General features: G+C 67.3%; 23 protein-coding genes. 12 read left to right on the top strand and 11 right to left on the bottom strand.

What is annotated here, in order from left to right:
• Positions 1 to 11: 11 nt before the first annotated feature.
• On the top strand, positions 12 to 968 hold the full coding sequence (locus F3J15_RS04265) for a LysR substrate-binding domain-containing protein (RefSeq protein ID WP_166888091.1): 957 nt from the start codon (positions 12 to 14) through the stop codon (positions 966 to 968).
• A 25-nt stretch (positions 969 to 993) separates the two neighbouring features.
• Here F3J15_RS04265 and F3J15_RS04260 read toward each other — a convergent pair whose 3' ends face one another.
• Entirely contained in the window at positions 994 to 1,683 is a 690-nt protein-coding gene (locus F3J15_RS04260) for an aspartyl/asparaginyl beta-hydroxylase domain-containing protein (protein ID WP_166888088.1), read from the bottom strand.
• A gap of 243 nt (positions 1,684 to 1,926) precedes the next feature.
• Between F3J15_RS04260 and F3J15_RS04255 the strand changes: the two genes are divergently transcribed.
• Both F3J15_RS04255 and F3J15_RS04250 read left to right on the top strand, forming a co-directional pair.
• On the top strand, positions 1,927 to 2,271 hold the full coding sequence (locus F3J15_RS04255) for a DUF4148 domain-containing protein (RefSeq protein ID WP_166888086.1): 345 nt from the start codon (positions 1,927 to 1,929) through the stop codon (positions 2,269 to 2,271).
• 80 nt (positions 2,272 to 2,351) lie between these two features.
• Positions 2,352 to 2,627, top strand: a complete 276-nt coding sequence (locus F3J15_RS04250; protein WP_166888129.1) for a DUF4148 domain-containing protein — start codon at positions 2,352 to 2,354, stop codon at positions 2,625 to 2,627.
• 144 nt (positions 2,628 to 2,771) lie between these two features.
• Here the strand turns inward: F3J15_RS04250 and F3J15_RS38075 are convergent, their stop codons facing one another.
• The gene (locus tag F3J15_RS38075) at positions 2,772 to 2,897 is read right to left on the bottom strand and encodes a hypothetical protein (RefSeq protein WP_275691217.1); all 126 of its coding nucleotides are present in this window, start codon (positions 2,895 to 2,897) and stop codon (positions 2,772 to 2,774) included.
• Positions 2,894 to 3,421, bottom strand: a complete 528-nt coding sequence (locus F3J15_RS04245) for a cytochrome b (protein WP_166888083.1) — start codon at positions 3,419 to 3,421, stop codon at positions 2,894 to 2,896. Before F3J15_RS04245 ends, F3J15_RS38075 begins: the two co-directional genes overlap by 4 nt.
• A 189-nt stretch (positions 3,422 to 3,610) precedes the next feature.
• On the opposite strand from F3J15_RS04245, the gene F3J15_RS04240 reads away from it, so the two are divergent.
• The 3 genes from F3J15_RS04240 (at position 3,611) to F3J15_RS04230 (ending at position 6,278) form a co-directional block, all read left to right on the top strand.
• Positions 3,611 to 3,961, top strand: coding sequence for a hypothetical protein (locus F3J15_RS04240; protein WP_166888080.1), 351 nt, complete (start codon positions 3,611 to 3,613; stop codon positions 3,959 to 3,961).
• A gap of 62 nt (positions 3,962 to 4,023) precedes the next feature.
• Positions 4,024 to 5,193, top strand: coding sequence for a bacteriohopanetetrol glucosamine biosynthesis glycosyltransferase HpnI (gene hpnI, locus F3J15_RS04235; RefSeq protein ID WP_166888077.1), 1,170 nt, complete (start codon positions 4,024 to 4,026; stop codon positions 5,191 to 5,193).
• The gene (locus F3J15_RS04230) at positions 5,190 to 6,278 is read left to right on the top strand and encodes a lysylphosphatidylglycerol synthase domain-containing protein (protein WP_166888074.1); all 1,089 of its coding nucleotides are present in this window, start codon (positions 5,190 to 5,192) and stop codon (positions 6,276 to 6,278) included. Before hpnI ends, F3J15_RS04230 begins: the two co-directional genes overlap by 4 nt.
• A gap of 43 nt (positions 6,279 to 6,321) precedes the next feature.
• Here the strand turns inward: F3J15_RS04230 and denD are convergent, their stop codons facing one another.
• From denD to F3J15_RS04190, 8 genes are all read right to left on the bottom strand, one after another.
• Positions 6,322 to 7,293, bottom strand: coding sequence for a D-erythronate dehydrogenase (denD, locus tag F3J15_RS04225; RefSeq protein WP_069252433.1), 972 nt, complete (start codon positions 7,291 to 7,293; stop codon positions 6,322 to 6,324).
• A 28-nt stretch (positions 7,294 to 7,321) separates the two neighbouring features.
• Positions 7,322 to 8,098 (bottom strand): 2-oxo-tetronate isomerase, encoded by a 777-nt coding sequence (gene otnI / locus F3J15_RS04220; RefSeq protein ID WP_166888071.1) that lies wholly within the window; start codon positions 8,096 to 8,098, stop codon positions 7,322 to 7,324.
• A gap of 78 nt (positions 8,099 to 8,176) precedes the next feature.
• On the bottom strand, positions 8,177 to 9,502 hold the full coding sequence (locus tag F3J15_RS04215; RefSeq protein WP_166888068.1) for an MFS transporter: 1,326 nt from the start codon (positions 9,500 to 9,502) through the stop codon (positions 8,177 to 8,179).
• A gap of 112 nt (positions 9,503 to 9,614) precedes the next feature.
• Positions 9,615 to 10,253, bottom strand: coding sequence for an aldolase (locus F3J15_RS04210; RefSeq protein WP_166888065.1), 639 nt, complete (start codon positions 10,251 to 10,253; stop codon positions 9,615 to 9,617).
• Positions 10,250 to 11,548, bottom strand: a complete 1,299-nt coding sequence (gene otnK, locus F3J15_RS04205) for a 3-oxo-tetronate kinase (RefSeq protein ID WP_166888062.1) — start codon at positions 11,546 to 11,548, stop codon at positions 10,250 to 10,252. The genes F3J15_RS04210 and otnK overlap by 4 nt, the downstream gene beginning before the upstream one ends.
• Positions 11,549 to 11,567: 19 nt before the next feature.
• Complete coding sequence (ltnD, locus tag F3J15_RS04200; protein ID WP_006489132.1) at positions 11,568 to 12,458, bottom strand: L-threonate dehydrogenase; 891 nt, start codon at positions 12,456 to 12,458, stop codon at positions 11,568 to 11,570.
• A gap of 49 nt (positions 12,459 to 12,507) precedes the next feature.
• Complete coding sequence (locus F3J15_RS04195; protein WP_011354089.1) at positions 12,508 to 13,212, bottom strand: FadR/GntR family transcriptional regulator; 705 nt, start codon at positions 13,210 to 13,212, stop codon at positions 12,508 to 12,510.
• A gap of 189 nt (positions 13,213 to 13,401) precedes the next feature.
• The gene (locus F3J15_RS04190; RefSeq protein WP_166888059.1) at positions 13,402 to 14,469 is read right to left on the bottom strand and encodes a GlxA family transcriptional regulator; all 1,068 of its coding nucleotides are present in this window, start codon (positions 14,467 to 14,469) and stop codon (positions 13,402 to 13,404) included.
• A gap of 290 nt (positions 14,470 to 14,759) precedes the next feature.
• Here F3J15_RS04190 and F3J15_RS04185 point away from each other — a divergent pair, with 290 nt between their 5' ends.
• From F3J15_RS04185 to F3J15_RS04160, 6 genes are read left to right on the top strand one after another with little or no spacing between them, the layout of a single operon-like run.
• Positions 14,760 to 16,145 carry an L-serine ammonia-lyase gene (locus tag F3J15_RS04185; protein ID WP_043180619.1) on the top strand — a complete coding sequence of 462 codons (1,386 nt, stop codon included), beginning with the start codon at positions 14,760 to 14,762 and terminating at the stop codon, positions 16,143 to 16,145.
• Between the two features lie 16 nt (positions 16,146 to 16,161).
• A complete protein-coding gene (locus F3J15_RS04180) occupies positions 16,162 to 17,406 on the top strand; it encodes a sarcosine oxidase subunit beta family protein (protein WP_006480591.1) in 1,245 nt (414 codons plus the stop codon).
• Between the two features lie 14 nt (positions 17,407 to 17,420).
• Positions 17,421 to 17,717 (top strand): sarcosine oxidase subunit delta, encoded by a 297-nt coding sequence (locus F3J15_RS04175; RefSeq protein ID WP_166888056.1) that lies wholly within the window; start codon positions 17,421 to 17,423, stop codon positions 17,715 to 17,717.
• Positions 17,714 to 20,725, top strand: coding sequence for a sarcosine oxidase subunit alpha family protein (locus tag F3J15_RS04170; RefSeq protein ID WP_089485106.1), 3,012 nt, complete (start codon positions 17,714 to 17,716; stop codon positions 20,723 to 20,725). Before F3J15_RS04175 ends, F3J15_RS04170 begins: the two co-directional genes overlap by 4 nt.
• Complete coding sequence (locus F3J15_RS04165) at positions 20,715 to 21,347, top strand: sarcosine oxidase subunit gamma (RefSeq protein WP_089485107.1); 633 nt, start codon at positions 20,715 to 20,717, stop codon at positions 21,345 to 21,347. The genes F3J15_RS04170 and F3J15_RS04165 overlap by 11 nt, the downstream gene beginning before the upstream one ends.
• Positions 21,344 to 21,784: a dihydroneopterin aldolase gene (locus tag F3J15_RS04160; protein WP_011354099.1), complete on the top strand. Its 441-nt coding sequence runs from the start codon at positions 21,344 to 21,346 to the stop codon at positions 21,782 to 21,784. Before F3J15_RS04165 ends, F3J15_RS04160 begins: the two co-directional genes overlap by 4 nt.
• Positions 21,785 to 21,983: the final 199 nt, after the last annotated feature.

The following is a 21,983-nucleotide window of genomic DNA, read 5'->3' as shown; positions in this document are numbered from 1 at the left end:
GCGATGCACCGATGTCCGAACAATCGAAAAATCCGCAACCCGGGCATGCGGCCCGTGCATACCCGCTTGCCGAACTCAAGCGAGCCCTGCCGCCGTTGACGGCATTCCAGGCCTTCGTTGCCGCCGCCGAACTCGGCAGCTTCAGCCGGGCTGCCGATCATCTGTGCCGGACCCAGGGTGCGGTGAGCCGTCAGGTGCAGCAACTGGAAGCGCATTACGGGTGCGCACTGTTCGTGCGTCATGCGTCGGGGCTGACGCTGACCGCGGAAGGCGGTGCGTTGTTGACGGTGGCGGTCGACGTCCTGACGCAACTGGCACGCCACGCTGAGGCGCATTGCGGCGTCGCGCCGGTTCTCACGTTGCGTTTGCCGTCGACCTTCGCGATCCGCTGGCTGCTGCCGCGTCTTCCGGCGATCAATCGCGCACTCCCGCGGACCGAACTGCGTATCCAGACGTCGGCGGACGACACGCCGGATTTCGCCGGAACCGACGTCGACGCGATCGTCGTACGAGGCGCCGGGCACTGGGCCGGAATGGTGTCGGTTCCGCTCTTTGCAGAGCGGCTGACACCGATGTGCACCGGCACGCTGGCCGCTTCATTGAGATCGATCGCCGATCTTGCGCAGGCCACGTTGCTTCATCCCGCCCACGGGCACGAAGAGTGGCGCTGTTGGCTCGCTGCCGTCGGCGCGACGCAGGTCGACCCTGAAACCGGGCTCATACTGGACACGCTCGAATTGACGCTCACCGCCGCCGAGCAGGGGCACGGCGTGGCGATCGGTGACCCGCGCATGGCCCGGGACCGGCTCGCGGCCGGGTCGCTGGTTGCCCCCTTTGGTGACCTCGTGGACAACGGTCTCGGCTATTTTCTCGTGTACCCGTCGCCGCGTGCGATGCAGCCCAAGATTCGCGCGCTGACGTCGATCCTGACGGAGCTGGCACAGGACGATTCGCCGCGCATGGCGTGACAGGAGGTCGCGCCGCTCACACGCGCTAAACCGGAATCGAGCGCCCGCGAATCCTGATCCCGATCCGCACGACACCGATCACCGCATTCGACAGCCACGTGAGCAGGCGCGGCATCTCGCGCCGGCGGATATCGAGCAGCAGCACGATCCGCACGGCGTCGCTGTCGTTCCACACCTCGTGCATGAAGGTGTCGTCCCACAGCAGGAAACGTCCTTCCTCGAGCCGGTATTCGTGGCCGTCGACCTTCAGCACGGCGGCCGGCGTGCCGTCCGCGCGCTTCGGCATCGACAGCACGAGATAGCCGCGCAGGATGCCGCGAAACGGCCCGCGATGCGGTGGAATGTGCTTGCCGGGTGCGAGAAACGACAACGATGCTGATAGCACGTCCGGTGATGCCGCGACGATCGATGCGACGGTCGGGCAGCGCGACAGGTTGCGCGGGAACGGCTGGCCGTACGCCTGCATGATGAACATCCGCCAGTCGCGTGCATCGTTGGCCGAGATGTCGTACTGCTCGCGCATGATCTCGTGAAAGCGCGGGATGCGCGTCATGTCGCGCGCCACGGCGAATGCCTCTGCCTGGATGTCGGTCCATGCACGAACGAAACGCTCGGCGTCGGGAAACGCGGCCGGATCGAGTACCGCGCCGCCGTCGATATGGCGGTCGTACAGCGTGCGCAGCAAGCCGGCTGCATAGTCGTAAGCGACGGACATGGTCGATCGATCGGCGATCCGTAAGGGGTGACGTCAGTCTGCCCGAAGCGCGGCGGGCGCTGCGTTACGTCAGGTTACGCCGGCTGACGAAAGAATGACAGTTTCATGAATGTCCATTCCGGGCGCTCCAGGCGCCGGAGAAGCCGCGTGATCCGAGTTGCGCGACGCGCGGGAATAAACGCACGCGCTCCGTCGTCATACGGGTGTAGCACGTCGTCTCGTTGACTTCTCAAGGAGTGGAACATGAACACGCATTGGCTGGTGGCCGCCGCAGTGGCGGCAATTTCTCTCGCGGGTATCGCGACGCAAGCGTCGGCACAGGCGCTGACGCGCGCGCAGGTCAGGCAGGAACTGATCGACGCCGAAAGCAACGGGCTGCGCTTCGTGACCGATACGTCGTATCCGGATGCGAGCCCGCTGTTCCAGCGGCAGGTCGAACAGATGCCGGAGCATCAGGCCAGCACGGCGGTCGGCAGCGATCCGGCCGCGTCATCCGAAGCGGGCAAGCCGGCGACGATGTCGCCGCGCCGGGGTTCCACCGCATGCGTCGGCCCCGCGAGCTTCTGCGCGATCTATTTCGGAAGCTGACGCAGCCGCCTGCGTTCGCAGGTCAGGCATTCAAGGTATTCGACACGGTTGATCGATACGGAACATTGAAGGAGTTCATGATGAAAACATATATCGTAGTACTGACGATGATCGGAGCGATCGTCGCTCAGTCGGCCTTCGCGCAATCGGCCGCGCCGCTCACGCGTGCACAGGTTCGCGACGAATTGATGCGTCTGGAAGCAGCCGGGTACGACCCGGCGAAGGGAGACGAAGGGGAGTATCCGGCGGACATCCAGGCGGCGGAAGCGAAGCTTGCCGAGCAGGACCGGGCCCGGATGGCGGCTGCCGCCGCGCACGCACCGGCCTCCGGTATGCCGGCGCAGACCAGCAACTAGGTGTCGACATGGTCTTGTGTGACTTCAGGCCATCGTGTTCGCGGCACGGCAGTACCGCAGCCGTCCGTGCCGCTCGACGCGGCAGAAGGGCGCCGGCCGCGCTGCCGGTCATCGCGCGCCGCTTCGCGCGGCGGCGCGATCATCTCATCGGCCGCGTGCGATGAGCGGCCGGTCGGTCGTGCGATGAACCGGAACGAAGACGGTATCGGTATCGGCGGCAATCCGGCTCATGCGTGCGATGGCATGCGGTGCCGCCAGCATGGCGATCACCAGGGCATCATGCGCTGCATGACCTGATCGCGCAGCACGAAGCGGTGCGCGAGCGCGGCTGCCACGTGCAGGCAAATGGCGACGAACAGTGCCCAGGCGAGGATGCCGTGCACGTCGCCCATCGCGTGGCCGAATCCGGAGCCGGCCGCCGACAGCGCGGGCAACGGCACGATCCCGAGCAACGTCACGCCCCATGCGCGCGACGACGCGTTGATCCAGCCGAGCAGCGGCACCGCGATCAGCAGTGCGTAGAGCGCGAAATGCGTCGCGCCCGACAGTGCGCGCATCGCGGGCGGCAGGTCACTCGTGGGCGGGCGATGCGTTGCGCGCCACAGTACGCGGCAAGCCATCGCCGCGAGCAGCGCGGTTCCCACGAGGAGGTGCGCGGCGATCAGGCCAATGGGCTGCGTGTCGCGATGCACGTCGGGCATCGTCCAGCCGATCGCATATTGCGCGATGACCAGCGCGACGATCAGCCAGTGAAGCAAGCGCGCAACGGTGTCATATCGGGCGGGCATGGACATGGAGACTCCTGCGGACGACGGGGACGATATCGGTCGGGTGGATTCTACGTTCGGTTTCTTAACGAAACGTTAAGCAGGCGTCGCCACAATCGTTCTCCACTGGACCTTCGCTTTTCCTGATCCTGACCCACGCGACCTTTCGAATCTTTCAGATCGATACCGGTCGTCCGCACGGGAGAGTCTTTCACCATGGCATCTTCGACGATCGAGCGATGGCGTGCCCACCTGCTGATCGCCGCGCTGGCCGGCATGTTCATTCAGTGCTTCGTGCTGGTGTCGTTGCTTGCATGGCGCGTACCCGAAGCATTTTTCACCACGATGACGTTCCGCATCTGGGTCGTCATCGCGGTTGCCACCGCGATCCTTTCGGCCCGCAAGCTTGCCGACGTCGCGTTCCGGGCCGCGCTCGCCTGCGGCTACGTGCGCGTGACGGGAATCGATCGCCGCACGGTAGTTGTGTCATCTGATTGCGCGTATCGTCGCTTGGTCGTCCTTCACATCCGGCTCCACGGGAATCGAAACGGCGGCGCGCACGGGTGAATCCGCGTGCGCGCGGCGGCTCCCGGGTGTCGTGGTCGTACGGGTCACCACTGGGGAGAAGCATGGTTTTGCTGCATGTGCTGCGCGCGCTGGTTGAGGCAATGTCGATCGTCTGCGGGCTGGGCGGCTTACTGGGCATTGCCTACACGATCACGGCCAGCGTGCTGGTCGGCCGGTTCTTTTCCCGGGCGGCGGCCGAACCGCGCGATTATCCGGGCGTCACCGTCGCGAAGCCGCTGCACGGCGACGAGTGGCAACTCGTACAGCATCTCGAAAGCTTCTTCGTGCAGAATTATCCGGGGCCGGTCCAGCACCTGTTCGGCGTGCACGATGCGAACGACAAGGCGCTCGTGGCCGTCGAGGCGCTGCGGGCGCGCTATCCTGACGCGAACATCAAGGTCGTCGCCGATGCGCGGCTCTACGGGCCGAACCGCAAGATCGCCAATCTCGTGAACATGCTCGAACACGCGGAGTATTCGATGCTCTGTCTCGCCGACAGCGACGTGCTGGTCGAGCGCGATTATTTGCGCGCCGTCGTCGGCGCGCTGCAGCAGCCGGATGTCGGCATCGTGACGAGCGTGTATCGCGGCATCGCGTCGCCGGGCTTCTGGCCCGGTGTCGCCGTCGCGATGACGAACTACCATTTCCTGCCGGGCGTGATCACCGGACTCTTCATCGGGCGCGCACGCCCATGCTTCGGCCAGACGATTGCGATCACGCGCGCGACGCTCGAACGCATCGGCGGGCTTACGCGATTCGCGCATCACCTGGCCGAGGATCATGCGCTGGGCGAGGCGGTGCGGCAGGTGGGCGCGCAGGTCGTCATTCCGCCGTTCGTCGTCGGGCATGCCTGCGTCGAGGAGACGTTCGCGAAGCTGTACGCACACGAATTGCGCTGGAGCTGCACGATCCGCGCGGCGGACCGGCTCGGTCACGCCGGCTCGGTGCTGATGCACCCGGTGCCGCTCGCGCTGCTGGCGCTGCTGTTCTCCGGCGGCACGGCCGTCGCGTGCGGGCTGGCGGTCGCGGCGCTGGCCGCGCGGGCGCTGCTGATGCTGAAAACGAGCCGGGCGACCGGCGCGGGCCTGCGCGGCGCGCTCTGGCTGCCGTTCGTCGATCTCCTGCAGTTCTTCGTGTTCGTGTCGAGCTTCTTCTCGTCGCATGTCGTGTGGCGCGGCACGCGTTTTCGTGTCGACCGGGAAGGCCTGCTGTCGCCCGCGAGCGAATCATGACGACCCAAACGAACCCCGCTGCCGATGCCGCGGAGCGCAACGCCCCGCGGGGCGACGCACGGCTGCGCCACGTGGGGCAGGTGGCGGCGCTGGGCGGGCTGGCGCTCGCAGTGTGGCTGATCTGGCGTGAGCATCCGCTGGACATCCTGCATCGCCTGCAGATCGCCGGGGCCGGGCTGTTGCTCGCGGCCCTGGCGCACATCCTGCCGATGCTCGCGAATGCGTGGGACTGGCGGATGCTGATCCGCGGCCCGCGCCGTCCGTCGTTCGCGGCGATGCTGAAGCTCGTGTGGATCCGTGAATCGATCAACGGGTTGTTGCCGGTCGCGCGGATCGGCGGCGAGATCGTGTCGTTCGGCCTGCTGCGGCAGGCGGGCGTGCGACCGGCGACCGCCGTCGCCAGCCTCGTCGCCGACATGCAGCTGACGCTGATCAGCCAGCTCGTGTTCGCGCTGGTCGCGATCGGCTACGTGCTCGAGCATGTGTCGTCCGATACCGCGCGGGTGGCCGGCAACCTCGCGATCGGCATGGCCGCGCTGGTGCCGGTGCTGCTGCTGTTCGCGCTGGTGCAGCATGCGCGGCCGTTCGAGCGCGCGATGCGCGTGCTCAATCGCGTCACGAGCGGCAAGGTGGTGGCGCTGGTCGGCGAATCGGCGCGCACCGATCAGTCGATCCGGATGATCTGGAGAAAGACCGGCGTCGTCGTGCGCTATCTCGTGATCTGGCAGACGCTGCAGTTCGTCGGCTATGCGCTGGAAATCTGGCTCGCGCTGTATTTTCTCGGTGCGGAGCCGACGTTCGCACAGGCGCTCGCGATCGAGGCGCTGATCCAGCTGGTGAGCAGCATCGCGTTCCTGATGCCGGGCGGGCTCGGTGTGCAGGAGGGCGGGTTCGTGCTGATCGGCGGGCTGCTCGGGTTCGACCCGCCGACCTGTCTCGCGCTGGCCGGCGCCCGCCGTGTGCGCGACCTGCTGTTCTATCTGCCGGGCCTGCTGGCGTGGCAGTGGGCGGCCGGTTCGGCGAACCGGTCGGGCGGAACGAAAAACGCGCCGCTGCCCATCGGGGAATCCGCCCGGCCGCGTTGATGCGACCGGGGCGCTGGTGCCTGCGCGGCCGGCGGCGCGGGAATCAGCGTCGTTCGTCGGCGAGATGGCTGCGGATCACGTCCGCGAACGACGTATCGCCCTTCAGCCCGAGCGCTTCCGCGCGCGACGTATCCCAACGGCCCGGCCAGCTGCCGACGATCTTCTCGACGCGCTCGTCCGGCACATGGCGGATCAGCTTCACGACTTCGTCACCCGCGACTTCGCGCAGCGCCGCGATCATTTCGTCGACCGACACCGACAGGCCGGGCAGATTGATCACCCGTTTGTTGCCGAGCTTCGCGCTGTCGATCTCGCAGCCCGCGACGAGCGCTTCGATCGCGCCGCGCGGCGACAGCAGCCACAGCCGCGTCGAACCCGGCACCGGGCACACGCTTTCCTCGCCGTTCAGCGGTTCGCGGATGATGCCGCTCGCGAACGACGACGCAGCCGCATTCGGGCGGCCCGGCCGTACGCTGATCGTCGGCAGCCGCAGCACGCGGCCGTCGACGAAGCCGCGCCGCGCGTAGTCGCACAGCAGCAGTTCGGCGATCGCCTTCTCGGCGCCGTACGACGATTGCGGGTTCAGCGCGGTGTCGTCCTGCACGACGTCGGGCAGCGTGCCGCCATAAACCGCGACGGAGCTCGTGAACACGACGCGCGGCCGATGGCCACGCGCGCGGCACACTTCGAGCAGCGTGCGCGACGCGTCGAGGTTGATCCGCATGCCGAGATCGAAATCGGCTTCGGCCTGCCCGCTGACGATCGCCGCGAGGTGGAAGATCGCGCCCGTCTGCGTGTCGATCGCGCGGTCGAGCACCGCGCGGTCGGCGATGTCGCCGACGATCGACGTCACGCGCGCATCGCCGAAATCGCTGCCTGCGACGACGTCGAGCAGCACCAGCTCGTCGATCTTCTCGCTGCGGCCGTCGGGGCCGGTGAGTTCACCGCGCTCGAGCAGCTTGCGCGCGAGACGCTGGCCGAGGAAGCCGGCGCCGCCGGTGATCAGTACTTTCATGTTCTTTACCCTCAGAAGAATGCTGGAATTACAGGTACGGCTTGAGCCAGCCGAGCCCTTCCGACGTACCGGCCTTCGGGCGGTATTCGCAGCCGATCCAGCCGTCGTAGCCGAGCGCGTCGATCAGCGCGAACAGATACGGGTAGTTGAGTTCGCCGAGATCCGGCTCGTGGCGCTCGGGCACGCCCGCGATCTGGATATGGCCGATGCCCGCGAAATCGCGCTTGAGCTTCATCGCGAGATCACCTTCGACGATCTGGCAGTGGTAGCAGTCGAACTGCACCTTCAGGTTCGGTGCGCCGACTTCCGCGCAGATCTCGTGCGCGTCGTCCTGACGGCTCAGGAAATAGCCGGGCATGTCGCGCTGGTTGATCGGCTCGATCAGGATCGTGATGCCGCGCGCGAAGGCGGCCTGCGCCGCATGCCGCAGGTTCGCGAGGTAGGTGTCGCGATGGCGTGCGCGGTCGGCGCCCGGCGGCACCATGCCGGCCATCACGTGCAGCTTCTTGTTGCCGAGCACGCGCGCATAGTCGAGCGCCTGGTCGATGCCGCGCCGGAACTCGTCCTCGCGGCCCGGCAGTGACGCGATCCCGCGCTCGCCGGCGGCCCAGTTGCCAGGCGGCGCGTTGAACAGCGCCTGCTCGAGGTTGTGCGCGTCGAGCCGCGCACGGATGTCCTCGGCGGCGAAGTCGTACGGGAACAGGTACTCGACGGCCTTGAAGCCGTCGTACGAGGCAGCGGCGAAGCGTTCGAGGAACGCGTGCTCGGTGTACATCATCGAGAGGTTGGCGGCGAAGCGTGGCATGGCAGCGGGTCCTGTGAATGAATGGGGCGGGGCGCACGGCGCCCCGCGTCGAATGGCGGCCGGATCGGTGGCTCGGGATCAGCGGTTCACGAGTTTCGCGGGCGTGAGCCACACGGCGATCGCGCCGATCACGAGCATCGCGGCGAGCACGTACATGCCGGACGCCGTGCTGTGCGTGACGTCCTTCAGGTAACCGATCACGTACGGGCTCGCGAACCCGGCGAGGTTGCCGACCGAGTTGATGATCGCGATCCCGGCCGCGGCCGCGGAGCCCGCGAGGAACGCGGTCGGCAGCGACCAGAACAGCGGGGCGCAGGTCAACACGCCGCCCGCCGCGAGCGACAGGAACACGATCGACACCGCCGTATTGTGCGAGTACGACGCGGCGACCGCAAACCCGAGCGCGCCCATCAGCGCCGGCACGATCAGGTGCCAGCGGCGTTCGCGGCGCTTGTCCGCGCTGTGGCCGAACAGGTTCATCACGACGATCGCGACGAGGAACGGAATGGCCGACAGCAGGCCGATCTGCAGCGTATCGGTGATGCCGGTCGACTTGACGAGCGTCGGCATCCAGAACGTGAGGCCGTACTGGCCCGTGACGAACGCGAAGTAGATCAGCGACATCCACCACATGCGAGGGTCCGCGAACACGGCCTTCAGCGAATGGCCGTGCTTCTGCTGTTCCTGCGGCTGCGCGGCGATCTCGTCCTCCAGCAGCTGCTTCTCGCGCTCGTCGAGCCACTTCGCGCTGCGGATGCTGTTGTCGAGATACAGGATCGTCGCGATGCCGACGAGCACGGCCGGCACGGCTTCGATCATGAACATCCATTGCCAGCCGTGGAAGCCCGAGCCGCCGTGGAAGCGTTCCATGATCCAGCCCGACAGCGGGTTGCCGAAGATGCCCGACACGGGAATCGCGGACATGAACACCGCGATGATCTTCGCGCGGCGATGCGACGGGAACCAGTACGTGAGGTACAGGATCACGCCGGGATAGAAGCCGGCTTCCGCGAGGCCGAGCAGGAAGCGCAGCACGTAGAACTGCGTCGGCGTCTGCACGAACGCGAACAGCGCGGACAGCAGGCCCCACGTGATCATGATCCGTGCGATCCAGATGCGTGCGCCGATGCGATGCATCAGCAGGTTACTTGGCAGTTCGAACAGAAAATAGCCCAGAAAGAAAATGCCGGCGCCGAGCCCGAACACCGTTTCGCTGAACGCGAGATCCTGCGACATCTGCAGCTTCGCGAAGCCGACGTTCACGCGGTCGAGATACGCGACCACGTAGCAGAGCATCAGGAACGGCACGATGCGCCAGAACACTTTCTTGTAGGTGCGGTCGAGTTCCGCGGCATGGGCGGGCGCGGCGGGCGAGCGGCCAGCGGCCGCGTCGAGAGCAGTCATCGTCGTCTCCAATGATGTCGTGTGCCGGCGGCGCGTACGTCGCCGGTCGTGTGTGTGCTGACGGAAGGGCCCGCGCACACGGCGGGCATGGGAATCGTTGCGCGGCGCGTCGCTACCAGCGCGCGCCGAAGCTGGCGCGTAGTTCGTCGAGCGCGGCGTCGTCGAGCGGCTCGGGTTTCGGGTGCGTCATCAGCCACAGCCGCGCCGTTTCCTCGAGTTCCTCGAGCGCATACGACGCGTGCGACACCGACGGCCCCCACATCACGGGGCCGAGGCGGTCGAGCAGCACGCCGCGCACCCGGTCGGCGAGCGCCGCGACTTCGGCCGCGACGCCCGGATCGCCGGGGCGGCGGTAGCGGATCAGTGGAATGTGGCCGACCTTCATCACGTAGTACGGCGTGATCGGCGGCAGCACGTCGGTGTCGCGCCACACGCCCGCGAGCGTCAGTGCGACGAGATGCGTCGAATGCGTGTGGACGACGCCGTTCGCTTCGGCATTGCGCGCGTAGATGCCGCGATGCAGCGCGAGCGTCTTCGACGGCTTGCCGCCCGATACGGGCTGGCCGTCGAGGCCGACCTTCGCGATGTCGTTCGGGTCGAGCCGGCCGAGGCACGCATCGGTCGGCGTGATCAACCAGCCGTCGGGCAGGCGCGCGCTGATGTTGCCGGCGCTGCCGACCGCGTGGCCGCGCGCATACAGGCTCGCGCCGACCACGCAGATCTCTTCGCGCAGTTTCGCTTCGTCACTCATCGTGCGGCTCCGTCCAGCGCGCGCAGCGCCTTGTCGAAAAAGTCCGTGGCGCCGAAGTTGCCGGACTTCAGCGCGAGGCCGAGCGGCTGCGCGTCGATGGTGGCCGTCGCCGGCACGCCCGGATCGATCTGCGCGCCGATCTGCAGCGATTTCACGTCGAGCGCCTGCACGACCGCGCCGGAAGTTTCGCCGCCGGCGACGACGAACTTGCGCACGCCGAGATCACGCAGGCCGCGCGCGATCGCCGCGAGCGTGGCTTCGACGAGATGGCCGGCCGCGTCGACGCCGAGCGCCTGCTGCACGGCCTTCACTTCGTCGGGCGTGGCCGTTGCATAGATCAGCACCGGCTGCGGCAGGTGCGAGCGCGCAAAGGTAAGTGCTTGCTCGACGACGGGTTCGCCGCGCGATGCCGCGAGCGGATCGATGCGGAAGCTCGGCCGCGTGGCGCGCCATGCGGCGACCTGCGCGTTGGTGGCCTTCGACGCGCTGCCGGCGAGCACGGTCGAGAGCCCTTCGATGCGTGGCAGCGACGCTGCGTTGTCGCGTTCGGGCAGTTGCTCCGCGCGGCGGAAATTCGCGGGCAGGCCGAGCGCGATGCCCGAGCCGCCGGTGACGAGCGGCAGGCCCGCGCAGGCTTCGCCGAGCACGTAGAGGTCGCGGTCCGACAGCGCGTCGGCGATCGCGAAGCGCGCGCCTTCCGCGCGCAGTTGCTCGATCCGCGTGCGCACGGCGGCCGCGCCCAGCGCGATCGTGTCGTAGCGGATCAGGCCGACCGGCGACTTCGTCTGCCGTTGCAGCACGCGTACGAGGTTCGCGTCCTTCATCGGCGTGAGCGGATGATTCTCCATCCCCGATTCGTTCAGCAGCACATCGCCGACGAACAGGTGGCCGCGATAGATCGTGCGGCCGTTCTCGGGGAACGCCGGGCACGCGATCGTGAAGCCGCCGCCGGCCGCATCGAGCAGTGCATCGGCGACGGGCCCGATGTTGCCTGCGTCGGTCGAATCGAACGTCGAGCAGTACTTGAAGAAGAACTGCCGGCAGCCTTGCGCGCGTAGCCATTCGTATGCGGCGAGCGATTGCGCGATGGCGTCGGTGGCGGGGATCGTGCGCGACTTCAGCGCGACGACGATCGCGTCGGCGTCGAGCGTGGTGTCTGCGGCGCCGTCGGCGGGCACGCCGATCGTCTGCACGGTACGCATGCCGCTCTTCACGAGCATGTTCGCGAGATCGGTCGCGCCGGTGAAATCGTCGGCGATGCAGCCGAGCAGGGGACGGGAAGCGGAAGCGGTCATGGCAGAAGCGTCGGTCGAATCAGCGGGCGGGCGGCAGCGTGATGCCGGGGAAAGTCTTGATCACGGCGGAATCGTCCTCGCCGCCGTGGCCGGCGCTCGACGCGCTCATGAACATCTGGTGCGCGGTGGCCGACAGCGGCAGCGGGAACTTGCTGCGGCGCGCGGTATCGAGCACGAGGCCGAGATCCTTCACGAAGATGTCGACGGCCGACAGCGGCGTGTAGTCGCCGTTCAGGATGTGCGGCACGCGGTTCTCGAACATCCACGAATTGCCGGCGCTGTGCGTGATCACGTCGTACAGCGCGTCCGCATCGACGCCTTCGCGCAGGCCGAGCGCCATCGCCTCGGCCGCTGCCGCGATGTGCACGCCGGCCAGCAACTGGTTGATGATCTTCACTTTCGAGCCGATGCCGTGCGCATCGCCGAGGCGATAGACCTTGCCGGCGATCGCGGCGAGCACGTCCTCGCAGCCCGCGTAGGCGGCGGCCGGGCCCGACGTCATCATCGTCATCTCGCCGGAGGCCGCGCGCGCGGCGCCGCCGGATACCGGCGCATCGAGCATCTGCAGGCCGGCCGCCTCGATGCGTGCGCCGAGCGCGACCGCGAATTCCGGCGCGACGGTCGCGCTTGCGATCACGACGCCGCCCGGCTTCATCGCCGCGACCGCGCCGTGCTCGCCGAACAGCACCGTTTCGGTCTGCGCGGCATTGACGACGAGCGTGACGACGACGTCGCACTGCGCGCCGAGTTCAGCCGGCGTCGCGCAGGCGATGCCGCCTTCGGCGGCGAACGCCTGCAGCACGGTGTCGCGCACGTCGCATGCGTGGACGCGCAGGCCGGCGCGCAGCAGCGAGCGGGCGACGCCGAGGCCCATCGCGCCGAGGCCGATGACTCCAACATTTCGTGACATGGTCAACCTTGATCGATTCGGAAGAGGGGCGGCGCGGCGGCCGCCGGGTTCAGCAGATACCGGCTTCCGCGAGGCGGCGCGCGGCGTTGTACATGTGCGTGCGCGCCGCGTTGCGTGCGGCCATCGGGTCGCGCGCGCGGATCGCGTCGGCGATCGCCGCGTGTTCCTCGCGCACCTGGCGCGAGAAATCCTCGCGCGTCGCTTCGTTGCGCCGCGTGACCTTCACGCCGGCTTCGAGGTACTGGTTCAGGAACTGCAACGTCTTCAGGAAATACGGGTTGCCGGTGACGGCCGCGATCGTGCGGTGGAACGCGACGTCTTCCGCGACGCCATCGCGCCCTTCGGCCACCGCGTCGTCGATCTTGCGCAGCGCATCGTCGATGTCGGCCATGTCTTCATCGGTGTGGTTCAGCGCGGCTTCGGCCGCGACCTCGGCCTCGATCGCGCGGCGCACCGCGAGCAGGTGCGGCAGCGACGTGGCTTCGACGGCCTCCGCATAGTCGATCCGCAGCGGCCGGATCGCGCCGTGCTGGTTCACGTACACGCCGCTGCCCTGGCGCGGCTCGACCACGCCTTCGTTCTTCAGCCGCGAGATCGCCTCGCGGATCACGGTGCGGCTCACGCCGAATTCCTGCGCGAGCACGGCCTCCGTCGGCAGCTTGCCGGTGGCGGAGAAACTGCCGACTTCGATCTGCTTGAGCAGTTGCTGCGCGACATGGTCGCTCATCGCACGGGCGGGAATTTTCTCGAACATGGCGCTCTGGTTTGTAAGGTTATGTGGTCATCATACAAATTTGAATGGGCGACAGCATCCGGGATAACCCTCGGTTAACGGAGGGCAACGTCGGTTAAATTGACTGGAACCGGTTCCAATTGAGTCGAAACCGATGCGTTCGAGTGTCGTTTCGCGATCGGTTGGTAAAGGAGCGGGGGCTCGTCGCCGTCAGTCGGCGATGTCCTCGACGGGGTCTGGCGCGACTGCCGCCCCGGCTTCCGCCACTTCCCCGCCACGCTCCCGATAAGTCGCCGGCGGCACGCCGAACTGCTTGCGGAATTCGCGCCCGAGGTGCGACGCATCGGCGAATCCGCAGCTCGACGCGATATCGGCCACCGTGCGGTCGGAGCTGGTCAGCAGCCACGCGGCCGTGCGTAGCCGCACCTGCTTCGCGAACGCCTGCGGGCTCTTGCCCGTTTCCGCCTTGAACAGCCGCTCGAGCTGGCGCGTCGACAAATCGAGCTTGCTCGCGAGCTCGTCGAGCGACAGCGCACGCCCGACATGCTGTTCCATCAGGAGAATCGCGCGCTTGACCTTCGGGTGCGTCGCCGGCTCGAGGCCCGGCGGATGCGGCTGCGGCGCGTTGCCTTTCTGCATCTCGCCGACCAGCAGGATGCGCAGCGCCTTCTGCACGGTCGCGTGATCGAAGTGGCGCAGCAGGATCGCGGCGGCGACGTCGATCGACGCGCGGCCGCCTGAACAGGTGATGCGGCGCCGGTCGATTACGAACAGCCGGTCGGCGATCAGCAGGTCGGGATCGGCGGACGGAAAGCGCTCGATGAAATCCCAGTAGTGGAACCAGCTCACGCAGGTGCGGTAGCCGTCGAGCACGCCGGCACGCATCAGCGTGAACACGCCGGTGCAGATCCCGACGACCGTCGCGCCGCCCGCCGCCGCGCGGCGGATGAAGTCGAGTGTCTCGGGGCCCGCCTGCGGCCCCGAATGCAGCAGCCCGCCGACCACCACCACATAGTCGAACGGCTCGGCCGCGTCGAACGTTTCCCACGGCGTGATCTGGATCCCGCAACTCGCGCGCACCGGCGCGAGGGTCTCGCCGATCACGCTCCACGCGCAGCGCACGGGCTTGCTGTAGTCGCCGTCGTCCGCCGACAGCCGCAGCATGTCGACGAAGCCGGAGAAGGCCGTCAGCGTGAAGTTCGGCAGCAGCACGATGCCGAAGCGGATACGCCGCGGCGCGGGTTCTGCGAGGGGGGAAGCGGGTACGTCGGTTGTCATCGCGGCCAATCTCTTCACGCCGGGCGGGCGGTCTCACTCAGTCTGTTGATACGGGGCATGCGGGTACGGCGGTCGGGCGGGGCGGATGCAGCCAGCGTCGCTGATCGGTTCCGGCACGACTTGTGGTTTTCCGTCGCGAACCATCGCCAAAACGCACTTTCGGGCCTGCCGACGTGGCGCTTGGCGGCGCTATCCCACGCCGATGCCGTTTTTGTTCTATCGGCCGATTTTACGCTTTGATGTACTGGCGCCAACGTCATTTCACGTGTGTCCCACCCAGAGGAAGCCAGATGAACGTCAGCGTCTTCGACCTGTTCAAGATCGGCATCGGCCCGTCCAGTTCGCATACGGTCGGCCCGATGATCGCCGCGTGCCGCTTCGCGTCGCACGTGGAGGACGCGAACCTGCTCGGTTTCGTGCGCCGCGTGCGGGTCGAACTATACGGCTCGCTCGGCGCGACCGGCAAGGGCCACGGCACCGACAAGGCCGTGCTGCTCGGTCTCGAGGGCCACCTGCCCGACACGATCGATCCGGACCTGATCGAGCCGCGGCTTGCCGCGATCCGCGCGGAGAAATCGCTGTCGCTGCTCGGCAAGCAGACCGTCCGCTTCGAGGAAAAGGAGCACATCGGCTTCTATCGCAAGCTGATGAGCGGCACGAGCATCGTGCACCCGAACGGGATGCGCTTCCAGGCCTTCGACGAGCACGGCCAGCTGCTCGTCGAGAAAGAGTATTACTCGGTCGGCGGCGGCTTCGTCGTGAACCGCGACGGCGATCGCGTGAACGGCGTGCGCGCGGCGGTCGAGGTGCCGTATCCGTTCCGCACCGGCGACGACCTGATGCGCCAGTGCCGCGAGCACGGGCTGTCGATCGCCGAGCTGATGATGCGCAACGAATGCGCGCTGCGTCCCGCCGACGAAGTGCGCGCCGGGCTGCTCGCGATCTGGCGCACGATGGCCGCCTGCGTCGAGCGCGGCTGCAAGGTCGAGGGCGACCTGCCGGGCCCGATGCGCGTGAAGCGCCGCGCGGCCGAGCTGAACGCCCGCCTGCGCGAGCGCTCGGAAGAGTCGCTGCGCGACCCGCTGTCGATGCTCGACTGGGTCAACCTGTATGCGATGGCCGTCAACGAAGAGAACGCGGCGGGCGGCCGGGTCGTCACCGCGCCGACCAACGGCGCGGCCGGCGTGATTCCCGCGGTGCTGCACTACTACGTGAAGTTCGTGCCGGGCTCGAACGAAGCCGGCATCGTCGAATTCCTGATGACGGCGGCGGCGATCGGGATCATCTACAAGGAAACCGCGTCGATCTCCGGCGCGGAAGTGGGTTGCCAGGGCGAAGTGGGCGTCGCGTGCTCGATGGCCGCCGCCGCGCTCGCCGCGGTGATGGGCGGCACGCCCGACCAGGTCGAGAACGCCGCCGAGATCGGCATGGAGCACAACCTCGGGATGACCTGCGACCCGGTCGGCGGGCTCGTGCAGATCCCGTGCATCGAGCGCAACGCGATGGGCGCGATCAAGGCGCTGAACGCGTCGCGCATGGCGCTCAAGGGTAACGGCCAGCACTACGTATCGCTCGATTCGGTCATCAAGACGATGCGCGAGACGGGCGCGGACATGAAGACGAAATACAAGGAAACGTCGCGCGGCGGTCTGGCCGTGAACGTCATCGAATGCTAAACGAAGGATCACTCACATGAGCCGCTACTCGATATTCAGCCTGTTCCGCAACGGCCTCTCGTATCACGAGAACTGGGAAAAGCAGTGGAAGAGCCCGGAACCGAAGAAGGAATACGACGTCGTGATCGTCGGCGGCGGCGGCCACGGCCTCGCGACCGCGTACTACCTCGCGAAAGAGCACGGGATCACGAACGTCGCGATCCTCGAGAAGGGCTGGATCGGCGGCGGCAACACCGCGCGCAACACGACGATCGTCCGCTCGAACTATCTGTGGGACGAATCGGCCGCGCTGTACGAAAAGGCGATGAAGCTGTGGGAAGGGCTGTCGCAGGACCTGAACTACAACGTGATGTTCAGCCAGCGCGGCGTGATGAACCTGGCCCACACGCTGCAGGACGTGCGTGACACCGAGCGCCGCGTGAACGCGAACCGGCTGAACGGCGTCGACGCCGAATTCCTGACGCCCGCGCAGATCAAGGAAATCGAGCCGACCATCAACCTGAACAGCCGCTACCCGGTGCTCGGCGCGTCGATCCAGCGCCGCGCGGGCGTGGCGCGTCACGATGCGGTGGCCTGGGGCTTCGCACGCGGCGCGGACCGCGCGGGTGTCGACATCATCCAGAACTGCCAGGTGACGGGCATTCGCCGCGAAGGCGGCGCGGTGGTCGGCGTCGACACGGTGAAGGGCTTCATCAAGGCGAAGAAGGTTGCGGTGGTCGCGGCCGGCAACACGACGACGCTCGCCGACATGGCCGGCGTGCGCCTGCCGATCGAAAGCCACCCGCTGCAGGCGCTGGTGTCCGAGCCGATCAAGCCGGTCGTCAACTCGGTGATCATGTCGAACGCGGTGCACGCGTACATCAGCCAGTCCGACAAGGGCGACCTCGTGATCGGCGCCGGCATCGACCAGTACACGGGCTTCGGCCAGCGCGGCAGCTTCCACATCATCGAAAGCACGCTGCAGGCGATCGTCGAGATGTTCCCGGTGTTCTCGCGCGTGCGGATGAACCGCCAGTGGGGCGGCATCGTCGACGTGTCGCCGGACGCGTGCCCGATCATCACCAAGACCGACGTGAAGGGCCTCTATTTCAACTGCGGCTGGGGTACCGGCGGCTTCAAGGCGACGCCCGGCTCGGGCTGGGTGTTCGCGCACACGATCGCCCGCGACGAACCGCATCCGCTGAACGCGCCGTTCGCGCTCGACCGTTTCTACACGGGCCACCTGATCGACGAGCACGGCGCCGCCGCCGTCGCGCACTGAACGAGGAGATAAACATGTTGCTGATCGAATGTCCGTGGTGCGGGCCGCGCGCCGAATCCGAGTTCTCGTGCGGTGGTGAAGCCGACATCGTGCGCCCCGTGAACAACGAGAACATGACCGACCGCGAATGGGGCGAGTACGTGTTCATGCGCGAGAACAAGCGCGGGCTGCACAAGGAGCAATGGCTGCACGCACAGGGCTGCCGCCGCTGGTTCAAGGCCACGCGCGACACGGTGACCTACGATATCAAGGGCTACGAAAAGTTCGGCGAAGCTGCCGGCAACGCACACGAAGAGGGCACGAGCAAATGAGCCAGAAAGACCGCCTCGGCACCGGTGGCCGCATCAATCGCGCGATTCCGTTGACCTTCACGTTCAACGGCCGCACGTATCAGGGCTTCCAGGGCGACACGCTCGCGTCCGCGCTGCTCGCGAACGGCGTGCACTTCGTCGCGCGCAGCTTCAAGTACCACCGTCCGCGCGGGATCGTGACGGCGGACGTCGCGGAACCGAACGCCGTCGTGCAGCTCGAATCGGGCCCGTACACGGTGCCGAACGCACGCGCGACCGAGATCGAGCTGTACCAGGGGCTCGTCGCGTCCAGCGTGAACGCGGAGCCGTCGCTCGAGAACGACAAGTACGCGATCAACCAGAAGCTGTCGCGCTTCCTGCCGGCCGGCTTCTATTACAAGACGTTCATGTGGCCGCGCAACATGTGGCCGAAGTACGAAGAGAAGATCCGTGAAGCAGCCGGCCTCGGCAAGGCGCCGGAAGCGCTCGACGCCGATCGCTACGACAAGTGCTACGCGCACTGCGACGTGCTCGTGGTCGGCGGTGGCCCGTCGGGTCTCGCGGCCGCGCATGCGGCGGCTACGGCCGGTGCGCGCGTGATCCTCGTCGACGACCAGCGCGAGCTCGGCGGCAGCCTGCTGTCGTGCCGCGCCGAGATCGACGCGAAGCCCGCGCTGCAGTGGGTCGAGAAGATCGAGGCCGAGCTGCGCAAGCTGCCCGACGTGACGATCCTGTCGCGCAGCACCGCGTTCGGCTACCAGGACCACAACCTCGTGACGGTCACGCAGCGTTTGACCGATCACCTGCCGGTGTCGATGCGCAAGGGCACGCGCGAGCTGCTGTGGAAGGTCCGCGCGAAGCGCGTGATCCTCGCGACTGGTGCGCACGAGCGTCCGATCGTGTTCGGCAACAACGACCTGCCGGGCGTGATGCTTGCCGGCGCGGTGTCCACCTACGTGCATCGCTTCGGCGTGCTGCCGGGTCGCAACGCGGTCGTGTTCACGAACAACGATCGCGCCTACCAGACCGCGCTCGACCTGAAGGCGTGCGGCGCCAAGGTGACGGTCGTCGATTCGCGCGCATCGTCGAACGGTGCGCTGCCGGCCGCCGCGAAGCGGCAGGGCGTGACGGTGATGAGCGGCGCGGTCGTGACGGTCGCATCGGGCAAGTGGCGCGTATCGTCGGTCGACGTCGCGTCCTACTCGAACGGCCAGACCGGCGGCAAGCTGCAGACGCTGCCGTGTGACCTCGTCGCGATGTCGGGGGGCTTCAGCCCGGTGCTGCACCTGTTCGCGCAGTCGGGCGGCAAGGCCTGCTGGAACGACGAGAAGGCATGCTTCCTGCCGGGCAAGCCCGTGCAGGCGGAAGCGAGCATCGGTGCCGCGGCCGGCGAATTCGGCCTGGCGCGCGCGCTGCGGCTCGCGGTCGATGCGGGCGTGGAAGCCGCGAAGGCGGCGGGTTTTACCGCTGAGCAGCGCGCGGTCGCGCCGCAGGTTGCGGAAACCGTCGAAGGCGCACTGCAGCCGCTGTGGCTGGTTGGCAGCCGCGAAGCCGCGGCGCGCGGGCCGAAGCAGTTCGTCGACTTCCAGAACGACGTGTCGGCCGCGGACATCCTGCTGGCCGCACGCGAAGGCTTCGAGTCGGTCGAGCACGTGAAGCGCTACACGGCGATGGGCTTCGGCACCGACCAGGGCAAGCTCGGCAACATCAACGGGATGGCGATCCTCGCGGGGGCGCTCGGCAAGACGATTCCGGAAACGGGCACGACGACGTTCCGCCCGAACTACACGCCCGTGTCGTTCGGCACGTTCGCGGGCCGCGAGCTCGGCGATTTCCTCGATCCGATCCGCAAGACCTGCGTGCACGAGTGGCACGTCGAGCACGGCGCGTTGTTCGAGGACGTCGGCAACTGGAAGCGGCCTTGGTACTTCCCGAAGAACGGCGAGGACCTCCATGCGGCCGTGAAGCGCGAATGCCTCGCGGTGCGCAACAGCGTCGGCATCCTCGACGCGTCGACGCTCGGCAAGATCGACATCCAGGGTCCGGACGCGGTGAAGCTGCTGAACTGGATGTACACGAACCCGTGGAACAAGCTCGAAGTGGGCAAGTGCCGCTACGGGCTGATGCTCGACGAGAACGGGATGGTGTTCGACGACGGCGTGACGGTGCGCCTCGCCGACCAGCATTTCATGATGACGACCACGACGGGCGGCGCGGCGCGCGTGCTGACGTGGCTCGAGCGCTGGCTGCAGACCGAATGGCCCGACATGAAGGTGCGGCTGTCGTCGGTCACCGATCACTGGGCGACGTTCGCGGTGGTCGGCCCGAAGAGCCGCAAGGTCGTGCAGAAGGTGTGCCAGGACATCGACTTCGGCAACGAGGCGTTCCCGTTCATGAGCTACCGGAACGGCACCGTCGCGGGTGCGAAGGCGCGCGTGATGCGGATCAGCTTCTCGGGCGAGCTCGCCTATGAAGTGAACGTGCCGGCGAATGCGGGCCGCGCTGTGTGGGAAGCGCTGATGGCGGCCGGCGCCGAGTTCGACATCACGCCGTACGGCACCGAGACGATGCACGTGCTGCGCGCGGAGAAGGGCTACATCATCGTCGGCCAGGATACCGACGGCTCGATCACGCCGTACGACCTCGGGATGGGCGGCGTCGTCGCGAAGTCGAAGGACTTCCTCGGCAAGCGCTCGCTGTCGCGTTCGGATACCGCGAAGGAGGGCCGCAAGCAGTTCGTCGGCCTGCTGACCGAGGACGAACAGTTCGTGCTGCCGGAAGGCGCGCAGATCATCGCGAAGGACACGCAGGTGTCGGCGGTCGATCCGACGCCGATGATCGGCCACGTGACGTCGAGCTACTACAGCCCGATCCTGAAGCGCTCGATCGCGCTCGCGGTGGTGAAGGGCGGCCTGAACAAGATGGGCGAGAGCGTCGTGATTCCGCTGGCCAACGGCAAGCGCATCACCGCGAAGATCTCGAGCCCGGTTTTCTACGATACCGAAGGGGTGCGTCAGCATGTGGAATGAAACGAGAAACCAGACGCAGGTGGCGGGCGCGGGCGGCGTGACGCTTGAATCGCCGTTCGTCGGCGCGGCCGACGTGCTGAAGCCGCACCAGGCGCGCGCATCGAAGAAGTTCACGCTGCGCGAGCGGCCGTTCCTCGATCTCGTCAACGTGCGCGGCGAGTTGAGCGACCCGGCGTTCGTGAGCGCGTTCGAGCGCGTGGTCGGCTGCCGGCCGCCCGCGGCGCCGAACACGGTCGCGCGCGGCGCCGAGTACGACGTGCTGTGGCTCGGCCCCGACGAGTGGCTCGTGCGCTCGAACGGGCCCGTGCAGGCCGGCGTGCTGGAGGCGCAGCTCGCTGAGGCCGTGCAGGGTTCGTATGCGGCGGCCGTCGACGTCGGCAGCGGCTATACGGTCGTCGAGATCAGCGGCGAACGCGTGCGCGACGTGCTCGCGCGCGGCTGCCCGCTCGATCTCCACCCGCGTGTGTTCAAGCCGGGCCAGTGCGCGCAGTCGCATTACTTCAAGTCGTCGATCGTGCTGATCCCGACCGGTGACGATGCGTTCGAGATCGTCCTGCGCCGCAGCTTCGCCGACTACTTCGTGCGCATCATGCTCGACGCGGCCGCGCCGCTCGCATCATGAAGCCGTTCGACGAACCGTTCGTGGCGATCGACGCGCCGCGCCTGCGCGGGCGCGGCTGGAGCGTGTTCGTCGACGAACTGAAGGTGCCCGCGCGGATCGGCATTCATGCGCACGAGCATGAAGCGCCGCAGCCGATCGTGATCGATGCACGGCTCGGCTATCGGTGCGAGCCGAGCGAGCAGGGCGAGTGGATCGATTACGACGGCTATTGCGCGCGCCTTGCCGCGTTCCTGTCGCACAAGCCGCATACGCGGTTGCTCGAGACGCTCGTCGCCGATATCGCGGTGCTGTCGTTCCGCGAATGGCCGGCGCTGGAGTCGCTGACATTGTCGGTGTACAAGCCGAAGATCCGGCCCGGCACGAAGCGGGTCGGCGTGTCGCTCGACTGGACGCGCGGGGATTATTTGCGGTGGACGGGCGCGGCGGGGCAGTTTTGATGTGGGAGAGGCGGTCGACGAGCGCATCGAAACGATGCCGGTCGGCCGCCAGCGTGGCACGTGTCGCGCCTGTATAGTTCCTGAAATATAAGAATAATACGTCGATCATGAGCGGGTCGGCATTTGTTCCTGAAATATGAGAACAATTCGCCGCCGCCGGCATTCAAGCCTATAATTCCGATATTCTCGTAACAATGCC

Origin of the sequence: Burkholderia sp. Ap-955, from assembly GCF_011753045.1 — a bacterium.
Taxonomy (GTDB): domain Bacteria; phylum Pseudomonadota; class Gammaproteobacteria; order Burkholderiales; family Burkholderiaceae; genus Burkholderia; species Burkholderia lata_D.
Note: the sequence above shows the minus strand (reverse complement) of the source record. Positions and strands in the feature narration are given on the sequence as shown.